We start from the raw sequence: 21,684 nt of genomic DNA on the forward strand, positions 1-21,684 counted from the left end.
GGATCCGATCATTCTTCCGCCGACAGGACCTAGCTCGTTCGATGCGTTTTTTTAAGAAAGCCAGGAAAAAAGATGGGTGGCTGACCATCGCCGTCCAGCGTGACGGCGTGGCCGCCACCAGCGTCAAGCGTGGACCCGAAGGCAAGCCCTTCGTGCGCTTCGCACATTTCCTGCCGGGCCAGCTTGAAGCGGGCGTGCTGGAAAAGGCCGGCCGCGAGGGCCATGCGAACGCCTTCCGCTGCGCGACCCTGCTCGGGGCCGGCGAGTACCAGCTCATCAGTGTCGAAGCGCCCAATGTGCCGAAGGAAGAGCTGCGCACGGCGATCCGCTGGCGTTTGAAGGACATCCTCGATTTCCCGGTCGACGACGCCACCGTGGACGTGCTCGAGATCCCGGTCGATGCCGGCTCGGGCGCGCGCGCCCAGCAGTCGGTGTTCGCGGTCGCGGCGCGCAACAGCGTCATCAAGCCGCGCCAGCAACTCTTCCTCGATGCCAAGGTCGACCTGAGCGTCATCGACATCCCTGAAATGGCACAGCGCAACATTTCGGCCATGCTGGAGCCGGAAGGCCGCGGCGTTGCCATGCTGTCCTTCGGCCTCGACGGCGGCCTGCTGACGGTGTCCTTCCGCGGCGAACTCTATCTGTCGCGCCGGGTCGACGTCAGCCTCGACCTGCTGCTCGATCCGGACCACGACCGCAAGCACGCGGCATTCGACCGCATCACCCTGGAGCTGCAGCGCTCGCTCGACCACTTCGAGCGCCAGTTCTCCTTCATCAGCGTGTCCAAGCTGGTGCTGGCGCCGTCCGAGGTGAGCGGCCTCGACGAGTACCTGTCGAGCAATCTCTACATGCCGGTCGAGTCGATCGACCTGGCAAGCGTGTTCGACTTCAGCCGCACCCCCGAGCTGCTTGACAAGGCCATGCAAGGGCGCTTCTTCCTGCCGCTGGGCGCCGCGCTGCGCACGGAGGTGGCGGCATGAGCCAGCCGATCCGCCAGCAGATCAATCTCTTCAACCCGGCCTTCCAGCCGCAGAAGCAGGTCCTCACGGCGCCGACGATGGGCGTGGCCGTGCTGGTGCTCATCGCCGGCATCGCGGGGCTTGCCGTGATGGCCAATGCCCATACCGCACGCCTGCGCGAGGAAGCGAACCAGGGCGCGAGCCAGCTGGCCCGCAAGCAGGCCCGCCTTGCGTCGGTGAATGCGGAATTCGCGCCGCGCGTGAAATCGACGGAACTGGAAACGCAGCTGGGGGAGGCCGACGCCCAGCTGGCGGCGCTGCGCCACGTGTCCGGCGTGCTCGAACGCGGCGAGCTGGGCGACAGCACCGGTTTCGCCGGCTACTTCAAGGCCTTTGCGCGCCAGAGCGTGCCGGGCCTGTGGCTCACTTCCGTGAGCGTCGCCGGCAAGGACATCGGCCTCAAGGGCCGCACGACGGATCCGGCCCTGGTGCCCGGCTATATCGGCCGCCTGACCCAGGAACCGCTGCTGCAGGGTAAATCCTTCTCCAGTCTGCAGATCGGCCAGGCCGAGCCGGTGCAGAGCCAGGGAGCGGACGGCAAGCCGGTCAAGAGCGCCGCGCCCTACGTCGAGTTCAGCCTGCAGTCGGTACCGGAGACCAGGGCCGAGGTGCGTCCATGAGCGCGGCCCTGAAACAACGCCTGACCGGGCTGGCCGCGCGCGTGGATGCGCTGTCCCTGCGCGAGCGCGCGCTGGTGTTCGCGGCCGCGGTGGCCGTGGTCGGCTTCGCCGGCCAGCAGCTGGTGCTGGCGCCGATCTACCGCCAGCAGGACGCGCTGCAGGAGCAAATCGACCAGCAGCGCAACAATATGATGGGCATCGACGCCGAGATCGCGGCCAAGGTGACCGCCTACCAGAACGACCCGGATGCTAGCGCGCGCACCCGCCTCGAATCCGTGAAGCGCGAAAGCGCCCAGCTGGCCGATTCGCTGCTGGCGATGGAGCACGGCCTGGTGCCGCCGGAGCGCATGGCGCCGCTGGTGGACGCCATCCTGCGCGCCAACGGCCGTCTGCAGCTGGTCTCGATGCGCACGCTGCCCGTGGAGACGATCTCGGGCCGCGCGGCGACTGCGGGCGCTGCCGGAGCGACGCCGCCGGCTACCCCGGCGCCCGCCGCGGAAGCGGGCAGGGCGCCCGACATGCTGTACCGCCACGGCGTCGAAGTGACCGTGCGCGGCAATTATCTCGACATGGTGAATTACATGAGCGCGCTCGAAGCGATGCCGACCCGGCTGTTCTGGGGCAAGGCGCAGCTCGACGTGGAGGAATATCCGGCCTCCCGCCTGACGCTCACGCTCTATACCCTGAGCCTGGACCGGAATTGGATGAAGCTGTGAAAATCCTGAACGCGACGATCCTGGCAGCCCTCGTGCTGACCGCCCATACCGCCAGCGCCCAGGCGCTGCTCGACCCGACCCGTCCTCCGGCTTCGCTGGGGGCGCGCCTCGACGCGGCCGCGGGCGATGGCTTGCCGCGCCTGCAGTCGGTGCTGATCTCGCCGCGCCAGGGCGGACGCCACGTCGCCGTGATCGACGGCGAGACCGTGCGCCTGGGCGACAACTACAAGGGCGCGCGCGTGGCGCGCATGACGCAGACCGAGGTCGAACTGGTACGCGGACGCGAACGCCAGGTGCTGCGCCTCGAGCCTGCGCCGCTGCCGCCCATTGCGGGCGCCGGCATCCAGGCCGCCAACTGAGGCAAGAACATGAAAACCCTTTTCCTGACCCCGCTCGCCCTGGCCGCCGCCCTGATCCTGTCGGGCTGCCAGACGCCGAAGAACGACACCTATGACGCGATCGGCCGCGAGATGGCCAAGGCGAACAGCCAGCCCACCGCGACGCCGGCCGTGGACGACGCGGTCGCCAACGCGCTGCTGCCGCCGGCCAGCGCCCTGGCCACGCAGCTGCCCAAGGCGCGTCCGGCGCTGGAAGAGCGTTTCAACGTCTCCTTCAACAACGTCCCGGCCCAGCAGTTCTTCCGCTCGATCGTGGCAGGCACCCGCTACAACATGCTGGTGCACCCGGACGTCAGCGGCAGCATCAGCGCCAACCTGAAGGACGTGACCCTGCTCGAGACGCTGGAAGCGGTGAAGGAGATGTACGGCTACGACTATCGTGTCGACGGCACCCGCATCACGATCCGTCCGCTGACCATGCAGACCCGGATGTTCCATGTGAACTATCTGGTCGCGCAGCGCCGCGGCACCTCGAACCTGCGCGTCACCTCGACGTCGGTGGCGGACGCGGGCAACGGCAATAACGGCAACAACCAGAATAACCAGAACAGCAGCAACACGAACAACAATGGCGGCACCAATAACAGCGGCAGCAACGGCGGCGGCTCCAACCTGGTGCAGATGGAGCGCACCGATGTCAACACGACGTCGGTGAACGACTTCTGGGCCGACCTGAAGGCCGCGGTCGAGGCCATCGTCGGCTCGAAGGAGGGTGGTCGCAGCGTCGTGATCAGCCCGCAGTCGGGCGTGGTCGTGATCCGCGCCATGCCGGACGAGCTGCGCAACGTCGACATGTACCTGAAGGCGACCCAGCTCTCGGTCGACCGCCAGGTGATCCTGGAAGCCAAGATCCTCGAGGTGGAACTGAACGACAGCTTCCAGAGCGGCATCAACTGGGCTTCCTTCGCCTCCTTCCGCGGCTCGCACGCCAACCGGGTCTCGGGCGGCATGATCTCGCCGGGCGCGAACCTGGCGCCGCTGCCATACGACGGCAGCCAGCCTCCCGTGATCGGCAACGGCCGTGGCCTGTCCGCCAGCACCGGCTTCTCGCTGTCGCAGGCGGCGGAAGCGGCCGGCTCGCTGTTCGGCTTCGCCTTCCAGACCAATAACTTCGCGGCCCTGATCACCTTCCTGGAATCGCAGGGCACCGTGCACGTGCTCTCGAGCCCGCGCGTGGCGGCGATGAACAACCAGAAGGCCGTGCTCAAGATCGGCACCGACGAATTCTTCGTCACCGGCGTGACCACCAACATCAACAACACGACCACCGGCAACACCATCACGCCGAGCGTGACCCTGCAGCCTTTCTTCTCGGGCGTGGTGCTGGACGTGACCCCGCAGATCGACGACAAGGGCAACATCCTGCTGCACGTGCACCCCTCGGTCAGCCAGGTCACCACCGTCAACAAGGGCGTGAACCTCGGCACCGCCGGCACCTTGAACCTGCCGCTGGCCGCTTCGAGCACTTCCGAGCTGGACAGCATCGTGCGCGGCCAGAACGGCCGCGTGGTCGCCATCGGCGGCCTGATGCGCCAGGCCTCCACCGGCGACGTCGACCAGCTGCCGGGCGCCGACAAGATCCCCGTGCTGGGCGCGCTGTTCCGCAACAAGAACCGCGTCAACCAGAAGCGCGAGCTGGTGGTCCTGATCAAGCCGACCATCGTCGAAGGCGCCAACGACTGGAGCCAGGACCTGCTCGACACCACGCGCCGCATCGACGACCTGAAGCCAAAGGGCAGAGAGTAAATGTACGCGCCACACTTCGGCCTGCGCGAGCTGCCCTTCGGGATCACGCCCGACACCAGCTTCTTCTTCGGCAGCCCGCGTTCGCAGGAAGCGCTGAACACGCTGCTGGTGGCGGCGCGCAGCGGCGAAGGCTTCATCAAGATCACGGGCGAGGTCGGCACCGGCAAGACCCTCCTGTGCCGCAAGTTCATGGCGACCCTCGGCGAAGGCTTCGTCACCGCCTACATCCCGAATCCCTACCTGGAGCCGCGCACCCTGATGCTGGCCCTGGCCGACGAACTCGAGATCGTCCTCGAGCGCGACGTCGACCAGCACCAGCTGCTCAAGGCGATCAACCTGCGCCTGCTCGAGCTGGCGGGGCAGGGACTGCAGACCGTGCTGTGCCTGGACGAGGCGCAGGCGATTCCTGTCGAGAGCCTGGAAGCACTGCGCCTGCTCACCAACCTCGAGACCGAGAAGCGCAAGCTGCTGCAGATCGTGCTGTTCGGCCAGCCGGAACTGAACCGCAAGCTGGAGCTCCAGCAGATCCGCCAGCTGGCCCAGCGCATCACCTTCCACTACCATCTCGGACCGCTGTCGCGCGACGACCTGGATTATTATGTGGCGCACCGCCTGCGCGTGGCCGGCTTTACCGGGGCGCGCCTGTTCTCGCGCGCCGCGATCCGCCGGCTGTACAAGGCCAGCGGGGGCGTGCCGCGCCTGGTGAACATCCTGGCGCACAAGTCGCTGATGCTGGCGTATGGCCAGGGCAAGCAGCTGGTCGGCGCCGGACACGTCGGCACCGCGGCGCTCGATACGGTCGGCGCCAGGCGCAGCTACTGGCCGTCACTGGCTGCCGGCGGCCTGCTGGCCGGCGCCGTGGCCGGCATTGCATGGGCATTCGTACGATGAGCCTGATTAACAAGATGTTGCAAGACCTCGACGCGCGCGGCGGCCAGCCAGGCCTGGCCGCCGGTGCACCGGAGATCAAGCCCGTGGCGCCGCCGGAGCGCACCTTCCCGTGGCTGCGGGTTGTGCTCGTCGCCGCCCTGGTGGCCGTGCTGGGTGCTTCGGCCTATATGGCCTGGCGCCTGAAGCAGAACAGCGCCGCACCGCCGGCTGCGGAAGTGCCGCTCGACCTCTCGAAAGCGCCCGTCGCACAGGAAGTGCCGGTCCCGCAGCCGGCGCCTGCGCCTGTCGAACCGGCCGTGGCCGAAGCCGCGCCGGAGCCGGAGAAGGCCGAGCCGGCGAAAGCCGCGCCCGAGCCGGCCGAACCGAAGGTGGCCGCCGCCGCGCCGAAACGTGAAGCGTCCGTTGTGAAGCGCGAGCCTGCGAAAGCCGTGCCGAAACCCGTGGCCGCGCCGAAGGCCCCGGCGGGCAAGGTCGAGACCACCACGCAGCGCGCCGAGAACGGCTACCGCCGCGCAATGGCGAGCCTGGAGGACGGCCGCGTGACCGAAGCCATCGGGAACCTGGAAGGCGCGCTGCGCGCCGATCCGCGCCACGAGGCCGCGCGCCAGACCCTGATCAGCCTGCTGATCGAGGCCAAGCGTCCAGAGGAGGCGATACGCCAGCTGGGCGCCGCACTGGCGCTCGACGCGCGCCAGCCGGCCATGGCGATGCTGCTGGCGCGCCTGCAGCTGGAGCGCGGCAGCCCCGGCATCGACACCCTGATGCGTACCTTGCCCTATGCGGCCGGGAATGGCGAATACCACGCCTTCCTGGCCGGCGCGCTGCAACGCGAAGAGCGTCATCGCGAGGCGGTCGAACAGTATCGGCAGGCACTGCGCACCGCGCCGCAGAATGGTGTGTGGTGGATGGGGATGGCCATTTCGCTGCAGGCCGAGAAGCGTGCGCCGGAAGCCGTGGTGGCTTATCAGAAGGCCCGCGACAGCGGCTCGCTGTCGCCGGAACTGCTGGGGTTCGTGGATCGCAAACTCAAGCAGTTCGCCCAATAAGGCCGATGTTGCGGTAGGGTGGGCCTGGGCGGCCCCGCGAGTCCTCCGCCCACGCGGTCAAGCAGAGCAAGATGCGCCGCTGCGGCAACTCACCATTTAACTATCACCGCGTGGGCGGAATCCGGCTGCGCGCCCCGGCCCACCCTACAACTGCGAAAGCGTCTCCAACGCCTTGTGCAGCGTCTCATCCTTCTTCGCGAAGCAGAAACGCACCACGCCCGACTCCGTCGGCTTGCCGTAGAACGCCGACACCGGAATCGCCGCCACCTTCGCTTCCCGCGTCAGCCACTTCGCAAATGCCGCTTCCGGCAGATCCGAGATGGCGCCGTAGCGCACGCACTGGAAATAGGTGCCGTCCGCAGGCAGCAGTTCGAAGCGCGAACCGGCCAGCCCTGCGCGGAACAGGTCGCGCTTCTTCTGGTAGAACGCAGGCAGGCCCAGGTAGGGCGCCGGGTCCGCCATATAGGCCGCGATCCCGTGCTGCATCGGGGTGTTCACGGTGAAGACGTTGTACTGGTGGACCTTGCGGAACTCGACCATCATGCTGGCTGGCGCGGCGACGTAGCCCACTTTCCAGCCGGTCACGTGATAGGTCTTGCCGAAGCTCGAGATCACGAAGGCGCGCTCGGCCAGCACCGGGTGGCGCGACACCGATTCGTGCTGCTGGCCGTCGAAGACCATGTGCTCGTAGACTTCGTCCGACAGGATCAGGATGTCCGTGCCGTCGACGATGTCCGCCAGCGCGGCCAGGTCGGCGGCGCGCAGGATCGAGCCGGTCGGGTTGTGCGGCGAATTCACGATGAGCATGCGGGTGCGCGGCGTGACGGCGCTTGCCACCTCGTCCCAGGGCACGGTGTAGCCGTCGCTCTCGATGCGCATCGCCACCGGCACCACCACGCCGCCGCTCAGGGCGATCGCCGGCGCGTAGCAGTCGTAGGCCGGTTCGATGACGATCACCTCGTCGCCCGGATGCACGCTGCACAGGATCGCCGTCTGGATCGCCTGCGAGGCGCCGCTGGTCACGGTGATCTCGGTATCGGCGTCGTAACTGCGGCCGTAGAGCGCGGCGATCTTGGCGGCGATGGCGGCGCGCAGGGCCGGTACGCCCGTCATGAAGGGATACTGGTTGTGGCCGGCGCGCATGGCCTCGTCGACGAGCGCGATGAGCCTGGGATCGCAGGCGAAATCGGGAAAGCCCTGGCCGAGATTGACGGCCTGCTGCTCGGCCGCGAGCTGGGACATCTCGGTGAAAATGGTCGTGCCGACAGCGGGCAGGCGGGTGCGCAGTACGGGAGTAGTCATGGCGGCAAAGAAAAAGACGATGGACTTATTCTAGCGTGGGTCAGGAGAGTCCACCTGCGTTGGCCTTGAGCCAGGCCTCCGGCACCATGATCTTGAACAGCCCTTCGCGCACGGTGCGGCGGCCCAGCTTGAGCAGGGCCTTGTCCTTGGTGATCAGGACGGAGGCGCCGGCGTCGCGCGCGATCTCGAGGAATTTCTGGTCGTCGCGGTCGGTGCATACCGGCAGGCGCACATGCTTCGCGTCGGGTGCGACCACGTGGAGGAGGGTATCGAAGCGGGCGACGGCCTCGAGGCGGCCGGCTTCGTCGAGCGGCAGGTGCGGGTAGCGCAGCACGGCCAGGTATTCGTCGCGGCAGTCGGCGCGGGTCACGGCCCTGACGGCGCCCGATTCCAGCGCCGTCACGAGTTCTGCCCAGCGCGGGTCGTGGAACACGAACAGGTCGAGGCAGACATTGGTGTCGATGACGATGGGTGTGGCTGAAACGGGTATCATGTAGGAAATTCTTTTAGTCTAGTAACGCTGTTTATCCGATGCTGATTGTCCTGTCGCCCGCAAAATCCCTCGATCTCGAATCCCCCAGCCCCACCAAGCTGCACACCAACCCGGAGTTCATCCCGCGCGCCGCCGAACTCATCGACGTCCTGCGCGGCTATTCGCCGGCCGGCATCGCCGAGCTGATGGATCTGTCCGACAATCTCGCGATGCTGAACGTCTCGCGCTATGCGCACTGGAGCGCAGACCATTCGGAGGCGCGCCAGGCCGTCATGTCCTTCGACGGCGACGTCTACGGCGGGCTGGAAGCGCGCACGCTCGGCAAGCCGGCGATCGACTACGTCCAGCGCCACGTGCGCATCCTGTCGGGCCTGTACGGCCTGCTGCGCCCGCTCGACCGCATGCATCCCTACCGCCTGGAGATGGGCACGCGCCTGAAGAACCCGCATGGCGCCAACCTGTATGCCTTCTGGGGAGACAGCGTGACCGGGGCCCTGAATCGCCAGGCCGCCGAAACCGGGGCAACCGCCCTGGTCAACCTCGCGTCGGAAGAGTATTTCAAGTCGGTGAAGCCGAAGCTGCTCGACGTGCCGGTGATCAACCCGGTATTCGAGGACTGGAAGAACGGCAAGTACAAGATCATCTCGTTCTTCGCCAAGCGCGCCCGTGGCCTGATGGCGCGCTACGCCGCCGAACATGCGATCACGAAGCCCGAACAGCTGAAGGACTTCGACGTCGACGGCTACGCCTTCGACGAAGCGGCTTCCGGCGAGCGCAACTGGGTGTTCCGCCGCCGCGTGGCGGCTTGAAGCGAAGGGCGGCGCACCGGGCGCGCCGCCTGTCGTCTTACTGCAGCGCGTCTTTCGGCGAAGGCTTGGCCGTGCCCTTGGACCAGAACTTCCACCACGGCGCGTCGCCGGCGGCGTTCGGGTTCAGGAAGCGGCTGTCCGGATAGTTCAGGGTGAACACGCGCTGGGTATCGTCGCGCAGCACCGGCATGCCGAGCTTGTCGTAGGAGCGCATCATGATGAACAGCGCTTCTTCGCGGGCCGGGGCGGTGCTGTATTCCTGGACGGCGGCCTGGGCGCGGTTCAGCGCGGCCAGGTAGGCGCCGCGGCGATAGTAGTAGTTCGCCACGTGCACTTCGTACTGGGCCATCGCGTTGACCAGGTAGTTCAGGCGTGCGATCGCGTCCGGGGTGTACTTGCTGTTCGGGAACTTATCGACCAGGACCTTGAAGGCGGCGAAGGCTTCGCGCGTCGCTTTCGGGTCGCGTTCGGTCGGATCCTGTTCGTAGATGAAGCTCAGGAAGCCGATCTGGTCGTTGAAGTTGATCAGGCCGCGCAGGTAATACATATAGTCGACCTGCGGGTGATTCGGGTGCAGCTTGATGAAGCGCTCGACTGCCGCCAGCGCCTGGGCCTGGTCCTGCGACTTGTAGTGAGCATACGCAATTTCCATCTGCGCTTGCTGGGCAAAGGTGCCGAAGGGATAGTTCGACTCCAGCTTTTCGAACAGCTTGATGGCCGTTTCGTAATGGCCGCCATTCATTTCATCGCGCGCCTCAGCGTATAATTTCTCGGCTGACCAGTTTTTGGTCTCGTCGCCTTTTTCCGGCAGCATGCTGCAGGCGGACAGGGCGAAGGCGCAAGCGGCCACCAACACAGACAATTTTTTTTGCATAGCTCTTTGCAAGAAAGTTTTACCTAGATTCAACGAACGGCTGATTATAGCCGATGGGACTCACGTGATTTTAACTCCTGCGCCGAATTCGGCGGAAATGCCCTTTGACCCCGAACTCGACGACGAGTTTGAAAGTGCGGTCGACCTGACCGCCGGGCCGGATCTCTCGCCGATTACCCTGCACCTGTCGCCCGAGGCGTGCGGCCAGCGCCTCGACAAGGTGATCGCCGGCATGGTGCCGCAATTCTCGCGCGCCCGCCTGCAGCTCTGGTTCGAAGGCGGCTTCGTCAAGGTCGACGGCAAGCCCGCCAAGGGCAAGGCGACCGCCTACGGCGACGAGACCGTCGTCATCGAGCCGCAGGCCGCGCCCGAGGACACCGCTTTCGCACCGGAAGCCATGGAACTGAACATCGTCCACGAGGACGAAGAGATCATCGTCATCAACAAGCCGGCCGGCCTGGTCGTGCACCCGGGCGCCGGCAACTGGTCGGGCACCCTGCTCAACGGCCTGCTGCACCACTGCCCGCAGCTGGTGGGCGTGCCGCGCGCCGGCATCGTGCACCGCCTCGACAAGGATACCAGCGGCCTGATGGTGGTCGGCAAGACCCTGGCGGCCCAGACCGACCTGGTGCGCCAGCTGCAGGCGCGCACCGTCAAGCGCGAGTACTTCGCGCTGGTCTGGGGCACCCCGCTTGCGCGCGGCACCGTCGATTCGCCGATGGGCCGCCATCCAAAAGACCGGGTCAAGATGGCCGTCTCCTCGAGCCCCTTCGCCAAGCCGGCGATCACCCATTACAAGCGCGTGGCGACCGGCACCCTGGACCGCCGCCCCGTGTCCTTGGTGCGCTGCAGCCTGGAAACCGGCCGCACCCACCAGATCCGCGTCCACATGCAGCACCTGGGCTTCGCCCTGGTCGGCGATTCGGTCTACGGCAAGCAGCACCTGACCCCGGTCTTCCACCGCCAGGCCCTGCAGGCGCGCCGCCTCGGCCTGGTGCATCCGGGCACTGGGGAAGACTGCGAGTGGACCGTACCGCTGGCCGAGGACTTTGCCCAGCTGATCGCCCAGGCCGGCATCGAGGAGCCGGGCGACGACGTGGATGGCGACGAGGAATGATGGATCGCTCAGCCCTCGTCTGGCCCGACTGGCCCGACCTGCCGGCGAACGTCGGCGCGCTGGCGACCAGCCGCGACGGCGGCGTCAGCCAGGGCCCCTACGGTGACGGCAAGGGCGGCGGCGGGCTGAACCTCGGCCTGCATTGCGGCGACGAGGCCGCGGCCGTACAGGCCAACCGGGCCCGGCTGCAGGCCTGCCTGCCGGGCCGGCCGGCCTGGATCGCGCAGGTGCATGGGGCCGACGTGGTCGATGCACCGACCGTCGGCCCCGACCAGCCGGTGCGCACGGGCGACGCCAGCATCGCGACGCGGGCCGGCGTCGTGTGCGCCATCCTGACGGCCGACTGCCTGCCGGTGCTGTTTGCCGACCTGGACGGCAAGGTGGTGGGCGCCGCCCACGCCGGCTGGCGCGGGCTGGCGGGCGGCGTGCTGGGCGAGACCGTCAAGGCCATGCGCGCGGCGGGCGCCGGCGAGATCACGGCCTGGATGGGTCCGGCGATCGGCCCGACGGCCTTCGAAGTCGGGCCTGAGGTGCGCGAAGCGTTTCTTGCTGCGCTGCCTGGCGCGGCGACGGAGGAGGCTTTCGTCCAGAAGGATTCGCAAGGTAAATTCTTGGCGAATATGTTCACGCTGGCCAGGCTGATGCTGGCGCGCGACGGCGTCAGCCGGGTGCACGGAGGCGGGCAGTGCACCGCCACGGCGCCGGAGCGCTTCTATTCCTATCGCCGCGACCATGTCACGGGCCGCCAGGCAAGTCTGATCTGGATCAAATAAGCGGGGTGGCGAGCGGCGACAATGCTCAGTTGCCGCCCGGGCCGCTTTCCTGTTCGGCGGCCTTGCGTTTCGCCAGTGCCTCGCGGCGCGCGCGGCGCCGTTTGCCCCCGGTCAGGTATAAAAGGATGGATAATGGCACGGCGCAATAGAACAGGAACGTCATCAGGCCGTGCACGATTGTCGGTTCAGTCGCCGCCATCAGGACGACGACATAAACCCAGGCAACGGCGACGATCCACATGAGCATTCTCCTGAAGTTAAGCGCTAAACCCCTCGATTCTAAACAAGGTACGACGACATGAACATGCCTGACCCGCAAGCCTTCGCCACCTCGTGGATGAACCAGTTCACCGACCCGAGCGTGTGGCAGGGCTGGATGACGATGCCGACCATGACGCCGCCCGGCGCGGGCAGCAACCCGCTGGCGGGTGTGCTGAAGGATTTCGGCGTCGGCCTGGCGCCGGGCAAGCTGGAGAGCATCCGTGACGCCTACCTCAAGAAACTTGGGGAGCTCTGGCAGGATTTCATCAGCGGCAAGTCGCCGGAACTCCTCGACAAGCGCTTCTCGAGCTCGGAATGGCGCGAGCACCCGATGTCCGCCTTCTCGGCTGCCTCCTACCTCCTGAACTCCGAATTCATGCTGGCCCTGGCCGATGCCGTAGAGGCAGGCCCGCGCGAAAAGCAGAAGATCCGCTTCGCCGTGCAGCAGATGGTCGACGCCATGTCGCCCGCCAACTTCTTCGCCACCAATCCGGAAGCGCAGAAGAAGCTCCTCGAGACCAGGGGCGAGAGCCTGACCAAGGGCCTGGCGAACATGCTGGCCGACCTCCAGAAGGGCCGCATCTCGCAATCCGACGAGTCGGCCTTCGAGGTGGGCCGCAATGTCGGCGCCACGCCGGGCAAGGTCGTGTTCGAGAACGAGTTGTTCCAGCTGATCCAGTACACCCCGAGCGCAGCGAGCGTGAAGGCGGTGCCGCTCCTGATGATCCCGCCCTGCATCAACAAGTTCTACATCCTCGACCTGCAGCCGGAAAATTCCCTGGTGCGCTATGTGGTGGAGCAGGGCAATACCGTCTTCATGGTCTCGTGGCGCAACCCGGACCGCAGCCTGGGCAATACCCGCTGGGACGACTACGTCGAGACGGGCGCCATCAAGGCGATCGAGGTGGTGCGCGAGATCAGCGGCCAGGACAAGACCCATGTGTTCGGCTTCTGCGTCGGCGGCACCATCGCCGCGACCGCGCTGGCGGTGCTGGCCGCGCGCGGCCAGCAGCCGGCCGCCAGCCTGTCGCTGCTGACCACGCTGCTGGACTTCAGCGACACCGGCGTACTGGAGGTGTTCGTAGACGAGGCCCAGGTGGCCCTGCGCGAACAGACCCTGGGCGGCGGCGGCCTGATGCCGGGCCGCGACCTGGCCACGACCTTCTCGGCCCTGCGTCCCAACGACCTGGTGTGGAACTATGTCCAGCAAAACTACCTGAAGGGCAAGGAGCCGCCGGCCTTCGACCTGCTGTACTGGAACGCCGACAGCACCAACCTGCCGGGCCCGATGTTCTGCTGGTACCTGCGCAACACCTATCTGGAGAACAAGCTCAAGGTGCCGGGCGCGCTCACCGTCTGCGGCGTGCCGGTCGACCTGGGCAAGATCGATGCCCCGGTCTTCCTCTACGGCTCGAAGGAAGACCACATCGTGCCCTGGGAAGCCGCCTTTGCGTCGATGAGCCTGCTCAACCCGAAGAATCCCAAGGCCAACCGCTACGTGCTGGGCGCCTCCGGCCACATCGCGGGCGTGATCAATCCCGCCTCGAAGAACAAGCGCAGCTACTGGGTCAACGACAAGGGCGGCAAGCACCGTCCGAAGACGGCCGAGGCCTGGTTTGCCGGCGCGACGGAACAGAAGGGCAGCTGGTGGCCGGAATGGGCGAAGTTCCTGGCGGAGAATGGCGGGTCCGACGTGCCGGCGCCAAGTGCGTTCGGAACCGAGAAATACCCACCGACCGAAGATGCGCCGGGCCGATACGTCAAAGCCAGAGCAGACTGATCCGTAGGGTGGACGGCTCCGCCGTCCGCGCGTTCAGCTCCCAGATGATCAGCCACTGCGCTTGCACTGATTGAACGCGCGGGCGGGAGACCCGCCCACCCTACAAACGCGCGATACCATGATGATAGCAAAATCATCACGGAAGTTTGTAGTCTAATAATTGCTGCACCTGCGCGCCCATCGTGGTAAGGTGTGGTGCTGTCCGTCCCGTCGGGCAATATTCCTGCTTGGCGGAACGGCCTCCTGGGCCGGTTTTTTTGGTAAGTAATCAAGAAAAATAGCGCGTGGGCTACTGCCGCAGCGCACAACGATGAGACAAGAGATGAGTAGTGCGAAAAAGAACGCCGAACGCCTGATCAAGAAGTACCCGAACCGCCGTCTGTACGACACCCAGACCAGTTCCTACATCACCCTGACCGACGTGAAGCAGCTGGTGCTCGACGCCGACGAGTTCACCGTCGTCGACGCCAAGTCCAACGAAGACCTGACCCGGAGCATCCTGCTCCAGATCATCCTGGAAGAGGAGGCCAACGGCGTGCCGATGTTCTCCAGCTCGGTGCTGGCCCAGATCATCCGCTACTATGGCCACGCCATGCAGGGCATGATGGGTTCCTACCTGGAAAAGAATGTCCAGGCCTTTACCGACATCCAGAACAAGTTCACCAGCAATGCCGCCGGCGCCCTCGAAGGCAAGCCCTTCAGCCCGGAGATGTGGACGCAGTTCATGAACGTCCAGGGTCCGATGATGCAGGGCATGATGAACAACTACATCGACCAGTCGAAGAATCTCTTCCTGCAGATGCAGGAGCAGATGCAGAACCAGAGCAAGGCCATGTTCGGCGCCTTTCCCTTCCCGGGCATGACGCCGCCGAACGATAAGAAGTGATCAACACAGCCGTTGTTTGACGGCACCCGCCGGCCCCTTCCTGGGCCGGCAAAGTCTCCCGCCTGTTCCACCGTCCTACCTCATTCGGGTACAATCGCGGATTGCCCAGATTCTTTGTCGTCCGCCCATGACCGAACTTCGCCGTATTCCCGCTTCCGCCAACACTGCAGCCGGACCCGCAGCAGCGGCGCCCGAACTCGTCATCCCGAGCCCGGCGCCAGGCGTGGCCGCGCCCAAGGTCGGCTTCGTGTCGCTCGGCTGCCCGAAGGCGCTGGTCGACTCCGAGCAGATCCTGACCCAGCTGCGCGCGGAAGGCTACCAGACCGCCAAGTCCTATGACGGCGCGGACCTCGTGATCGTCAACACCTGCGGCTTCATCGACGCGGCGGTGCAGGAATCCCTGGATGCGATCGGCGAGGCGCTCGCCGAGAACGGCAAAGTGATCGTCACCGGCTGCCTGGGCGCCAAGAAGGACGCGGACGGCCAGGACATCATCACCAAGGTGCACCCGAAGGTGCTCGCCGTGACCGGCCCGCACGCCGTGACCGAGGTGATGGAGTCGGTCCACCTGCACTTGCCCAAGCCCCACGATCCTTTCGTCGACCTGGTGCCGGACCACGGCGTCAAGCTGACGCCGAAGCACTACGCCTACCTGAAGATCTCGGAAGGCTGCAATCACCGCTGCAGCTTCTGCATCATCCCCTCGATGCGCGGCGACCTGGTCTCGCGCCCGATCCACGAGGTGCTGCAGGAAGCCGAGAACCTGTTCAAGGCCGGCGTCAAGGAACTGCTGATCATTTCGCAGGACACCAGCGCCTACGGCGTGGACGTCAAGTTCCGCCTCGGCTTCTGGAACGGCCGCCCGGTCAAGACCCACATGACCCAGCTCACCGTGGAACTCGGCAAGATGGCGCGCCAGTACGACGCCTGGGTGCGCATGCACTACGTCTACCCGTACCCGCACGTCGACCAGGTCATCCCCCTGATGGGCGACGGCCACGTGCTGCCTTACCTCGACATCCCGATGCAGCACGCGCACCCCGATGTCCTGAAACGCATGAAGCGTCCGGCCAGCGGCGAGAAGAACCTGGACCGCATCCTGGCCTGGCGCAAGATGAACCCGGACCTCACCATCCGCTCGACCTTCATCGCCGGCTTCCCGGGCGAGACCGAGGAAGAATTCGAATACCTGCTGGACTTCCTGCGCGAGGCGCAGATCGACCGCCTGGGCTGCTTCGCCTATTCGCCGGTCGAAGGCGCGACCGCCAACCTGCTGGACAACCCTGTGCCGGAAGCGGTGCGCGAGGAGCGCCGCGCGCGCGTGATGCTGCTGCAGGAAGAGATCTCTCTCAAGCGCATGCAGGCCAAGGTCGGCAAGACCATGCGCGTGATCGTCGACGAAGTCGGCGCGCGCGAAGCCATCGGCCGCACCGCGGCCGACGCGCCCGAGATCGACGGCGTGGTCCACATCAAGCGCGCCCTGGCGCCGGGCAAGGCCAAGCCGGCCGTGGGCCAGTTCATCGACGTGGTGATCACCAAGGCCGACGCCCACGACCTGTGGGCCACTGTCGCATAAAGACCAGCGAGTAGAAAAAACATGAAGAAGACCGCCCAGACCTCCCTGATCCATAGCGACTACGAGGCACCTGGCGGCTTCGACGCCTTCCCGCCGGGCATCCACCGCGCCTCGACGGTCCTGTTCGAGAACGTGGCCGCGATGCGCTCCGGCCAGTGGAAGGACAAGAGCGCCTATACCTACGGCCTGCACGGCACCCCGACCACTTTCACGCTCGAAGCGCGCCTGGCCGCGATCGAAGGCGGCGCGCAGTGCCTGCTGGCGCCCTCGGGCCTGTCGGCGATCGCGATGATCAACTTCGCCTTTCTCAAGAGTGGCGACGACGTGCTGCTGCCGGAGAACGTCTACAACCCGAACCGCGAACTGGGGCGCTGGCTGTCGCAGGACTTCGGCGTCAGCGCGCGCTTCTATGATCCGATGATCGGTGGCGGCATCGCGGACCTGATCCAGCCGAACACGCAGCTGGTCTGGACCGAGGCGCCGGGTTCGGTGTCGATGGAAGTGCCCGACCTGCCGGCGATCTGCCGCGCGGCGAAGGAGAAGGGCGTGCCGGTCGCGCTGGACAACACCTGGTCGGCCGGCCTGGCCCTGCGCGGCTTCGACGTCGGCGCCGACATCGTCATGCATGCGCTGACCAAGTACCAGTCGGGCGGGGCGGATTTGCTGATGGGCGCCGCGATCACCCGCGACAGGGCGATCAACGAACGGCTGGCGCAGGCCCATATGCGCCTCGGCCTGGGCGTGGGCGCGGACGACGCCTACCTGGTGATGCGCGGCCTGCCGACCATGAAGCTGCGCTTCGAGGCCCACGACGCGGGCGCGCGCACGCTGGCAGGCTGGCTGAAGGCGCGGCCGGAGATCGCGAAGGTGCTGCATCCGGCGTTCGAGGATTGCCCGGGCCACGCCAATTGGAAGCGCGACTTCAAGGGCGCGGGCGGTCTGTTCTCGGTGCTGTTCGACCCGCGCTACAGCGAAGCGCAGGTCGACGCCTTCGTGGATGCCTTGACGCTGTTCGGCATCGGCTACAGCTGGGGCGGTCCGAACAGCCTGGTGATGCCTTACCGCATCCGGGCCATCCGCGACCGCTGGCTCGATGCGGGCGTGCTGGTGCGTTTCAATGTGGGCCTGGAAGACGTCGGCGATCTGATCGCCGACATCGAGCAGGCCCTGGGACAGCTGCCAGCTTGACTATGGCATCGCGCGGTTGCTGTTCAGGTCGACGAAGCCGCGGATGATGCGGTAAGCGGCCCACAGCCACGCGACGCCCCAGACCACGACGGCGAGCGGGATGCCGATGATGGTGACGGCCAGCACCCAGGCGACGATCGACCACACCAGGTACCACCAGAACGAGCGGATCATCCAGCTGTGGTGCGAATAGACGATGGTGCCCTGGGTCTCCGGACGCTTCACGTAGTTCACGATCAGCACCAGGATCGACAGCAAACCAGCGGAAAACAGGAAGGTCAGCGCGTGGGCGACGTAGAGGATGCGTGCGAACTGCTTCGCATCTTCGGTCCCGCGATCCATTACCAGGTCTTGCGACATCTGTATTCTCCTCAGAGGAAGCCGGAAACGCCCGGCTGGCGATGCATTGTAGCAGCCGATGCTGCCACTTTGCCAACATGAGGTCCCTTGCCGGTTTTTCAAGACCGTTTGCGCTTACCGGAGCTGCGATTCCACCCAGGCGACCAGGCGGCCGGCGTCCATGGCCCCCGCCTGGCGCGCCACTTCGCGTCCGCCGCGGAACAGGGCCAGGGTCGGAATGCTGCGAATCCCGAATTGCGCCGACAAATCCTGGCTGCGTTCGGTGTCCACCTTCAGCAGGCGCACGGCCGGCTCGAGCCGCTGGGCCGCCTGCGCGAAGTGGGGTGCCATCATCTTGCAGGGCCCGCACCATTCGGCCCAGAAGTCGACCAGCACCGGGATGTCGCTGCGCGACACGTGTTTCGCGAAGCGGGCGCTGTCGACGTCCAGGGGGCGGCCGGCGAACAGGGCCTGGGCGCATTTGCCGCAGACGGGCGCATCGGCCAAGCGTTCGGGCGACAGGCGGTTGACGGCGTCGCACTGGGGGCAGACGACGTGGATGGGGTCGCTCATCGGCTTCTCCTCGAATCAAGAAAACATGGCCGTATTGTAAGCGGACCTGCCATGCGCCGCCGAAGCGGGTCATTCCGTAGAATCGGGTTATTGCCATTCTTGCCATGTCGATGACCAGACAAGCCATATCCCCAGCCCCCCTGCTGGTCGGCTGCGCCGGCTGGAGCGTGCCGAAGGCCGACGCCGCATCCTTTCCCGTAGAGGGCAGCCATCTCGAACGCTACGCCGCCACCTTTCCCGCGGTGGAAATCAACTCGGCCTTCTATCGTCCACACCGTCCGGCGACCTATGCCAAGTGGGCCGACTCGGTGCCCGAGTCCTTTCGCTTTTCCGTGAAGGTGCCGCGCGCCATCACTCACGATGCGCGCATGGTGGACGTCGAGCAGCAGCTGGTCCAGTTCGCCCACGAGGCGGGCGAGCTGGGCGAGAAGCTCGGCTGCCTGCTGGTCCAGCTGCCGCCGAAGTTCGGCTTCGTCGATGAGCCGACCCGGCTGTTCTTCCGCCAGCTCCACGACATCTTCGGCCGCACGATTGCCTTCGAGGCGCGCCACCCCAGCTGGTTCTCCGAGGCCGCCACCGAACTGCTGGTGGACAGCCGCGTCGTGCGCGTGATCGCCGATCCGGCAGCCGGCCAACCGGGGCCGCACGTGCCGACCAGCAGCGACACGCTCTACGTTCGCCTGCACGGCACGCCGCGCATCTATTACTCGCGCTATACGCCCGAGTACGTGGCGTCGGTGCGCCGCGAGCTGGCGCGCCAGGCCGCGCTCGGCAAGACCTGCTGGTGCATCTTCGATAACACAGCTGCCTTCGAGGCGGTGCCGAATGCACTGGAGTTGATGCACGGACAGTACGCGCAGCCCCTGGACCACGCTGCCATACTATCCCCACCATGGTGACCGCGACCTTCCGCTTCTACGACCAGCTGAACGACTTCCTGCCGCGCGCGCGCCGCGGCCGCGACGTCACCACGCCTTGCGCGCGCGAAGCGACCGCCAAGCACATGGTCGAGGCGCTGGGCGTGCCGCACACCGAGATCGGGCTGCTGCTGGTGAACGGCGAGTCGAGCGGCTTCGACCGCCTGCTGGCGGATGGCGACCGGGTCGCCGTGTACCCGGCCTTCGGGGCGCTCGACGTGCATACACTGCAGCGCCTGCGCAGCTGGCCGGCCGGACGCCTGCGCTTCGTGGCCGACGCCCACCTCGGCGGACTGGCGCGGCTGCTGCGCATGGCGGGCTTCGACACCCTCTACGACAACGCCTTCCACGACGAGGACATCGAGCGCATCGCGCGCGAAGAGGGACGGGTCCTCCTGACCCGCGACCGCGAACTGCTCAAGCGCCGCACCGTCGAACTCGGATGCTATGTCCACGCGCTCGACCCACCCGAGCAATTGCGCGAGCTCTTCGCACGCCTGCGCCTGGGTAGGCAGATCCGCGCGTTCACGCTCTGCCTGCACTGCAACCTGCCGCTGCGGCGGGTCGACAAGGAAGAGGTGCTGGAGCAACTGCCGCCCAGCGTGCGCGGCACCCACACGGAATTCACGACCTGTGATGCCTGCCGGCGCGTGTACTGGAAGGGCTCGCACTACGCGCGCATGCGCGGCCTGCTCGAGGGCGTGGCGGCGCGCGCGGCTGATGTAGAATTGCCGCCGACCCCCAACCCGACCTCCTGACAGCGTGACCGAGCCCGTTTCGCCGTTCCCATTCCCTATCCGCACCGAGTGCCCGCCCGGCGCCTGCGTCTGCGATCGCGACCGCGTGATCAACGACCCGCAGGCCGACCACCGGCCGCTGGCCCTGACGCGCCTGCAGGAGCAGAAGCTGCTCGAGCGTATCGAACGCGTCGAGAGCTATGCGGACCTGCAGCATGTACAGGCGCTGGTGCGCAAGAACCTGGGCGCCGAGCTGCGCATCGAGCCGGGCCCGAACGAGGTGCGCACGGTGCGCGGCATCATCGTGGTGCTCGAGGAAAAGCCGGGTCTGTGCAAGAAGGCGCGGCAATCGGTGCCGGCCGCGGTACGCCGGCGCTTGGGCGAGCGCCCCGACATCGCCTGGGCGCTGCTGGACGCGCACGACCTGTTCGGATCGGCATAAAGCACCTGACCCGTTTTCGCTGTTCAATCATTCGATGTCAAACCAACTACTGGGTGTCAGGTCTGACATTCGGACACGAACTCAGCATTGATTACCGCCTATCGATGAGGCCGTGTCCGATTGTCAGACCTGACACCAAGATTGGCCTGTTCGGGTCGACCCAGAGCACCGAATAGTCCTGCCCCCCGGATGTCGGCCTGGCCGAATGGCAGGTGCACGCGTTTGCCTTGACTCTTATACAATGATGTCGAGACGGCAGCGCCGTGCTTCATTTGCAAACAGGAGAACAACAATGTCGGGCTACAGCATCAATATCGAAGAGAAGACTCTTGCCGGGAACAATTTCCGCGAAGTCTTGTACACCACTCAGCGCAGCCAGCTGGTGATCATGACCCTGCAGGCGGGCGAGGAAATCGGCGTCGAGCGCCATGAAGGGCACGACCAGTTCATCCGCGTCGAGGCGGGCGAGGGCGTCGCGCTGCTGGACGGCGAAGAGCACAAGCTGGAAGATGGCGTAGCCGTCGTGATCCCGGCCGGCGCCGAGCACAACGTCATCAATACCTCGAAGACCGAGCCGATGCGCCTGTATACCCTGTACACCCCGCCGGAACATCCGGACGGCATCATCCACGCGACCAAGGCGGAAGCGGACGAGTACGAGCGCCAGCACGGCCACTGATCCGGGCAGCGATAAAACAAGGCCGGCGATGCCGGCCTTGTTTTTTGTGCGCCTCAGCGGCGGTAATGGTAGGGGAAACGCGTACCGATATGGCCGCCCCAGCCGCGGTGGTGACCCCAGCCGCGGCCGAAGTTGAAGCCCAGGCCGATCGAGACCGGCGGGTAGTAGTAGCGCGGCTCGTAGACCGGTTGCGGCACGTAGACAGGCTGCGGTACATACACCGGCTGCTGTTGGACGTAGACCGGCTGCGTCGTATAGGTGGTCGAATAGGCCGACTGCGGAGCGGGGCTGGTGGTGACGGCGGCCTCGCCGGATGCCGCGGCGCGGGCGCCGGTACCGACTGGCACCGGGGTCACGGACACCACGCGCCACCCGTTCGGATCGGCCGGGCGCCCATAGGCGTTCGACGCATCATAGTTCGGATTGGGTGCGGCGCAGCCGGCCAGCACGGCCAGCATGGCCAACGACGGGGCAACGAAGATCAGTTTTTTCATGGCGGTCC

Annotated in this window: 25 protein-coding genes; 18 read left to right on the top strand and 7 right to left on the bottom strand. The window is 66.3% G+C overall.

Going from position 1 to position 21,684, the window contains the following annotated elements; genetic code table 11:
- The first annotated feature begins 41 nt into the window (after window positions 1-41).
- From pilM to ACQ7JA_RS15460, 7 genes are read left to right on the top strand one after another with little or no spacing between them, the layout of a single operon-like run.
- Window positions 42-980: a type IV pilus biogenesis protein PilM gene (gene pilM / locus ACQ7JA_RS15430; protein ID WP_430899221.1), complete on the top strand. Its 939-nt coding sequence runs from the start codon at window positions 42-44 to the stop codon at window positions 978-980.
- Window positions 977-1,639 (top strand): PilN domain-containing protein, encoded by a 663-nt coding sequence (locus ACQ7JA_RS15435; RefSeq protein ID WP_430899223.1) that lies wholly within the window; start codon window positions 977-979, stop codon window positions 1,637-1,639. Before pilM ends, ACQ7JA_RS15435 begins: the two co-directional genes overlap by 4 nt.
- On the top strand, window positions 1,636-2,355 hold the full coding sequence (locus ACQ7JA_RS15440; RefSeq protein ID WP_430899225.1) for a hypothetical protein: 720 nt from the start codon (window positions 1,636-1,638) through the stop codon (window positions 2,353-2,355). The genes ACQ7JA_RS15435 and ACQ7JA_RS15440 overlap by 4 nt, the downstream gene beginning before the upstream one ends.
- Window positions 2,352-2,714: a hypothetical protein gene (locus ACQ7JA_RS15445; protein ID WP_430899227.1), complete on the top strand. Its 363-nt coding sequence runs from the start codon at window positions 2,352-2,354 to the stop codon at window positions 2,712-2,714. The genes ACQ7JA_RS15440 and ACQ7JA_RS15445 overlap by 4 nt, the downstream gene beginning before the upstream one ends.
- Before the next feature lie 9 nt (window positions 2,715-2,723).
- Entirely contained in the window at window positions 2,724-4,499 is a 1,776-nt protein-coding gene (gene mshL, locus ACQ7JA_RS15450) for a pilus (MSHA type) biogenesis protein MshL (RefSeq protein ID WP_430899229.1), read from the top strand.
- Complete coding sequence (locus ACQ7JA_RS15455) at window positions 4,500-5,390, top strand: ExeA family protein (protein ID WP_430899231.1); 891 nt, start codon at window positions 4,500-4,502, stop codon at window positions 5,388-5,390.
- Window positions 5,387-6,436: a tetratricopeptide repeat protein gene (locus ACQ7JA_RS15460; RefSeq protein ID WP_430899233.1), complete on the top strand. Its 1,050-nt coding sequence runs from the start codon at window positions 5,387-5,389 to the stop codon at window positions 6,434-6,436. The genes ACQ7JA_RS15455 and ACQ7JA_RS15460 overlap by 4 nt, the downstream gene beginning before the upstream one ends.
- 144 nt (window positions 6,437-6,580) lie before the next feature.
- Here ACQ7JA_RS15460 and ACQ7JA_RS15465 read toward each other — a convergent pair whose 3' ends face one another.
- Together ACQ7JA_RS15465 and ACQ7JA_RS15470 are read right to left on the bottom strand one after the other, a co-directional pair.
- Entirely contained in the window at window positions 6,581-7,738 is a 1,158-nt protein-coding gene (locus ACQ7JA_RS15465) for a pyridoxal phosphate-dependent aminotransferase (protein ID WP_430899235.1), read from the bottom strand.
- A 40-nt stretch (window positions 7,739-7,778) separates the two neighbouring features.
- The gene (locus tag ACQ7JA_RS15470) at window positions 7,779-8,231 is read right to left on the bottom strand and encodes a putative toxin-antitoxin system toxin component, PIN family (protein ID WP_430899237.1); all 453 of its coding nucleotides are present in this window, start codon (window positions 8,229-8,231) and stop codon (window positions 7,779-7,781) included.
- Window positions 8,232-8,269: 38 nt separating this feature from the next.
- On the opposite strand from ACQ7JA_RS15470, the gene yaaA reads away from it, so the two are divergent.
- Window positions 8,270-9,040 carry a peroxide stress protein YaaA gene (gene yaaA / locus ACQ7JA_RS15475; protein WP_430899239.1) on the top strand — a complete coding sequence of 257 codons (771 nt, stop codon included), beginning with the start codon at window positions 8,270-8,272 and terminating at the stop codon, window positions 9,038-9,040.
- A gap of 37 nt (window positions 9,041-9,077) precedes the next feature.
- Here the strand turns inward: yaaA and ACQ7JA_RS15480 are convergent, their stop codons facing one another.
- Complete coding sequence (locus ACQ7JA_RS15480; RefSeq protein WP_430899241.1) at window positions 9,078-9,914, bottom strand: outer membrane protein assembly factor BamD; 837 nt, start codon at window positions 9,912-9,914, stop codon at window positions 9,078-9,080.
- Between the two features lie 97 nt (window positions 9,915-10,011).
- Here ACQ7JA_RS15480 and ACQ7JA_RS15485 point away from each other — a divergent pair, with 97 nt between their 5' ends.
- Together ACQ7JA_RS15485 and pgeF are read left to right on the top strand one after the other, a co-directional pair.
- Window positions 10,012-11,031, top strand: coding sequence for an RluA family pseudouridine synthase (locus ACQ7JA_RS15485; RefSeq protein WP_430899243.1), 1,020 nt, complete (start codon window positions 10,012-10,014; stop codon window positions 11,029-11,031).
- Window positions 11,031-11,804, top strand: a complete 774-nt coding sequence (gene pgeF / locus ACQ7JA_RS15490) for a peptidoglycan editing factor PgeF (RefSeq protein WP_430899428.1) — start codon at window positions 11,031-11,033, stop codon at window positions 11,802-11,804. The genes ACQ7JA_RS15485 and pgeF overlap by 1 nt, the downstream gene beginning before the upstream one ends.
- 25 nt (window positions 11,805-11,829) lie before the next feature.
- Here pgeF and ACQ7JA_RS15495 read toward each other — a convergent pair whose 3' ends face one another.
- Entirely contained in the window at window positions 11,830-12,045 is a 216-nt protein-coding gene (locus tag ACQ7JA_RS15495) for a hypothetical protein (protein WP_430899245.1), read from the bottom strand.
- 57 nt (window positions 12,046-12,102) lie between these two features.
- On the opposite strand from ACQ7JA_RS15495, the gene phaC reads away from it, so the two are divergent.
- From phaC to ACQ7JA_RS15515, 4 genes are all read left to right on the top strand, one after another.
- Window positions 12,103-13,845 carry a class I poly(R)-hydroxyalkanoic acid synthase gene (phaC, locus tag ACQ7JA_RS15500; protein WP_430899247.1) on the top strand — a complete coding sequence of 581 codons (1,743 nt, stop codon included), beginning with the start codon at window positions 12,103-12,105 and terminating at the stop codon, window positions 13,843-13,845.
- Window positions 13,846-14,167: 322 nt separating this feature from the next.
- On the top strand, window positions 14,168-14,731 hold the full coding sequence (phaR, locus tag ACQ7JA_RS15505; protein ID WP_430899249.1) for a polyhydroxyalkanoate synthesis repressor PhaR: 564 nt from the start codon (window positions 14,168-14,170) through the stop codon (window positions 14,729-14,731).
- 127 nt (window positions 14,732-14,858) lie between these two features.
- Window positions 14,859-16,307, top strand: a complete 1,449-nt coding sequence (rimO, locus tag ACQ7JA_RS15510; protein ID WP_430899251.1) for a 30S ribosomal protein S12 methylthiotransferase RimO — start codon at window positions 14,859-14,861, stop codon at window positions 16,305-16,307.
- Window positions 16,308-16,328: 21 nt separating this feature from the next.
- On the top strand, window positions 16,329-17,495 hold the full coding sequence (locus ACQ7JA_RS15515; RefSeq protein ID WP_430899253.1) for a cystathionine beta-lyase: 1,167 nt from the start codon (window positions 16,329-16,331) through the stop codon (window positions 17,493-17,495).
- On the opposite strand, the gene ACQ7JA_RS15520 is transcribed toward ACQ7JA_RS15515, so the two are convergent.
- Window positions 17,496-17,855, bottom strand: a complete 360-nt coding sequence (locus tag ACQ7JA_RS15520; RefSeq protein WP_430899255.1) for a DUF4870 family protein — start codon at window positions 17,853-17,855, stop codon at window positions 17,496-17,498. It abuts the gene before it with no gap.
- Window positions 17,856-17,969: 114 nt separating this feature from the next.
- Window positions 17,970-18,407: a thioredoxin TrxC gene (gene trxC / locus ACQ7JA_RS15525; protein ID WP_430899257.1), complete on the bottom strand. Its 438-nt coding sequence runs from the start codon at window positions 18,405-18,407 to the stop codon at window positions 17,970-17,972.
- A 110-nt stretch (window positions 18,408-18,517) separates the two neighbouring features.
- Here trxC and ACQ7JA_RS15530 point away from each other — a divergent pair, with 110 nt between their 5' ends.
- The 4 genes from ACQ7JA_RS15530 (at window position 18,518) to ACQ7JA_RS15545 (ending at window position 21,182) form a co-directional block, all read left to right on the top strand.
- On the top strand, window positions 18,518-19,306 hold the full coding sequence (locus ACQ7JA_RS15530; RefSeq protein WP_430899259.1) for a DUF72 domain-containing protein: 789 nt from the start codon (window positions 18,518-18,520) through the stop codon (window positions 19,304-19,306).
- On the top strand, window positions 19,300-20,082 hold the full coding sequence (locus tag ACQ7JA_RS15535; protein WP_430899261.1) for a Mut7-C RNAse domain-containing protein: 783 nt from the start codon (window positions 19,300-19,302) through the stop codon (window positions 20,080-20,082). Before ACQ7JA_RS15530 ends, ACQ7JA_RS15535 begins: the two co-directional genes overlap by 7 nt.
- 4 nt (window positions 20,083-20,086) lie before the next feature.
- Window positions 20,087-20,503 (top strand): hypothetical protein, encoded by a 417-nt coding sequence (locus tag ACQ7JA_RS15540; RefSeq protein WP_430899263.1) that lies wholly within the window; start codon window positions 20,087-20,089, stop codon window positions 20,501-20,503.
- A gap of 292 nt (window positions 20,504-20,795) precedes the next feature.
- Window positions 20,796-21,182 carry a cupin domain-containing protein gene (locus tag ACQ7JA_RS15545; RefSeq protein WP_430899265.1) on the top strand — a complete coding sequence of 129 codons (387 nt, stop codon included), beginning with the start codon at window positions 20,796-20,798 and terminating at the stop codon, window positions 21,180-21,182.
- A 53-nt stretch (window positions 21,183-21,235) separates the two neighbouring features.
- Here the strand turns inward: ACQ7JA_RS15545 and ACQ7JA_RS15550 are convergent, their stop codons facing one another.
- The gene (locus ACQ7JA_RS15550; RefSeq protein WP_430899267.1) at window positions 21,236-21,676 is read right to left on the bottom strand and encodes a hypothetical protein; all 441 of its coding nucleotides are present in this window, start codon (window positions 21,674-21,676) and stop codon (window positions 21,236-21,238) included.
- Window positions 21,677-21,684: the final 8 nt, after the last annotated feature.

It is taken from the genome of Massilia sp. BKSP1R2A-1, assembly GCF_050586525.1.
Classification (GTDB): domain Bacteria; phylum Pseudomonadota; class Gammaproteobacteria; order Burkholderiales; family Burkholderiaceae_D; genus Telluria.